The 1,936-nt window shown below is 74.1% G+C and carries 4 protein-coding genes; 1 reads left to right on the top strand and 3 read right to left on the bottom strand.

Annotation, left to right across the window (positions count from 1 at the left end):
* Positions 1–139 (top strand): DnaB-like helicase C-terminal domain-containing protein (locus D7Y15_RS43300; RefSeq protein ID WP_148713045.1); only part of this gene is annotated, 139 nt, incomplete at its 5' end.
* A 9-nt stretch (positions 140–148) separates the two neighbouring features.
* On the opposite strand, the gene D7Y15_RS43295 is transcribed toward D7Y15_RS43300, so the two are convergent.
* From D7Y15_RS43295 to D7Y15_RS43285, 3 genes are all read right to left on the bottom strand, one after another.
* Positions 149–889: a bifunctional hydroxymethylpyrimidine kinase/phosphomethylpyrimidine kinase gene (locus tag D7Y15_RS43295; RefSeq protein WP_120581702.1), complete on the bottom strand. Its 741-nt coding sequence runs from the start codon at positions 887–889 to the stop codon at positions 149–151.
* Positions 886–1,653, bottom strand: a complete 768-nt coding sequence (locus D7Y15_RS43290; protein ID WP_120581701.1) for a gamma-glutamyl-gamma-aminobutyrate hydrolase family protein — start codon at positions 1,651–1,653, stop codon at positions 886–888. Before D7Y15_RS43290 ends, D7Y15_RS43295 begins: the two co-directional genes overlap by 4 nt.
* 19 nt (positions 1,654–1,672) lie before the next feature.
* A partial coding sequence (locus D7Y15_RS43285) for a thiamine phosphate synthase (protein WP_148713044.1) occupies positions 1,673–1,936 on the bottom strand: 264 nt, incomplete at its 5' end.

Below are 1,936 nucleotides of genomic sequence, written 5' to 3'. Positions count from 1 at the left end.
CGGCGGCGGTGGCCAGGGCAACACGGTCATCCCCGTGGAGCTCATCGTCGCCAAGCAGCGAAACGGCCCCATTGGTTCCGTGGAGCTGGTGTTCCTCGCGGAGTACACGCGCTTCGAAAGCCGCGCCCGGAGCGAGTAGCCGCCCGAGTCAGTCCCGGCCGGTGCGCAGGTAGCCCGTGACGTGCTCACGGGCCGCCCGCACCGCGGCCTCCGGCCCCGTGCCCCGGCCCAGCTCCGCCGCCAGCGCGGACGCCAGCCGGCAGCCCGTGCCCCGGCGCTCCGGCGGCCGCTTCAACCGGCGCCCCCGCATCACCACCGTGCGCCCGGCGAAGGCCAGCACGTCCGCCAGCCCCTGCCCTTCCGGCAGGTGCCCGCCCTTCACCAGCACCGCGCCGAAGCCGCGCTGACACAGCGCCTCCGCTGCTTCCTGCGCGTCCTCCACCGTGCCCAGCGCGGGCCGGCCCAGGAGCCACGCGGCCTCCTCCAGGTTCGGCGTCACCAGCACGCGCGGGCCCGCGAGCGCCAGGTAGTGCCGGGGCGTCAGGCGCGACAGCACCTGTCCGCGGGAGGAGCGCACCACCGGGTCCACCACCCACCACGCGTCCGCGTCCTTGAGCGCCGCCCTCGCCGTGGACAGCTGCGACGGACCGGGCACCACGCCCCACTTCACCGCGTGCAGGGGGCCCCACTCGCGCGCGGCCGTCACCTGCGCGGCCAGCATGCGCGGGGACGCCGGCACCACCGCGAAGGTGTGCGAGCCCTGCGCCGTCTGGGCCGTGGGCACCGCCACCGCGTCGCCACCCCGCGCCCGCACCGCGGCCACGTCCGCCAGGAGCCCGGCCCTGCCCGTGGGCTCCAGTCCCGCCAGGAGCAGGACGCGCGGCCTCACCGGCGGTGCTCTCGCGCCTTCTGCACCAGCGCCTTGTAGACGCCCAGGTGCACCGGGATGGTCCCCAGCATCAGCTCCGGGTGCCACTGCACGCCCAGCGCGAACGTGTGCGCGGTGGATTCAATCGCCTCCACCACGCCGTCCGGCGACACCGCGCTCACCGTCACGTCGGTGCCCGGCTTGTTCACCGCCTGGTGGTGCGTGGAGTTCACCATCAGCTGCCCGTGCCCCACGGCCTCCGCCAGCTGCGTGCCGTTCTTCACCTCCACCGGGTGCTGCGGCTGGGTGCGGTCGTGCTTCTGCTCGTGGTCGCGCGCGCCCGGAATCTCTTTCAGGATGTCCTGGAACAGCGTGCCGCCCAGCACCACGGCCAACAACTGCATGCCGCCGCACACGCCCAGCACCGGCAGGTTGCGCTTGAGCGCGCCGCGGATGAGCTGCGCCTCGAAGGCCGTGCGGCCCTCCTTCAGCGGCCCCATGCCTTCGCGGGCCTCCTCGCCATACGCGGCCGGAGGGATGTCGAACGCGCCGCCCGTCACCACCAGCCCGGACACCCGCTCCAGGTAGGCGTCCACGCAGGACGGGTCGTCGGTGTACGGCAGCACGAAGGGCAAGCCCCCCGCGCGCAGCACCGCCTCCGCGTAGGGCACCTTCAATTCGTAGCGAGGGAAGGCGGAGTCGGCCGGCTGGGCCCAGTCCGGGCTGAGGCCGATGTTGGGACGGCGCGCAGTCGTCCCGTGATGACGCGGAGGCAGATGGTTCATGGTGGGGTACTTCCTCTGGTTAGAGGCCAGTCCCCCGCGCGCTGTCAAACGCCGCCGCCAGCTGCCGCACGCGCTCGGCGATGTCCTGGGCAAGCAGGGCGTCGGACACCACCGCCGCGCCATGCGCCCCCGTCGCCGCCACGCTCGCGATGTTCGCCAGGCCCACCCCGCCAATGCCCACCACCGGCAGCGGACTCTCGGCCACCACCCGCCGGAAGGCCTCCAGCCCCAGCACCGGCGCCTGCACCACCTTCGTCGTCGTGCCGAACAGCGGCCCCACGCC

Origin of the sequence: Corallococcus sp. AB030, from assembly GCF_003668965.1 — a bacterium.
Lineage (GTDB): Bacteria > Myxococcota > Myxococcia > Myxococcales > Myxococcaceae > Corallococcus > Corallococcus exiguus.
Note: the sequence above shows the minus strand (reverse complement) of the source record. Positions and strands in the feature narration are given on the sequence as shown.

Bases quoted from the DNA above. Each gene is read 5' to 3' on its own strand.
- D7Y15_RS43290 (WP_120581701.1), bottom strand. From the start codon at position 1,653: ATGAACCATCTGCCTCCGCGTCATCACGGGACGACTGCGCGCCGTCCC.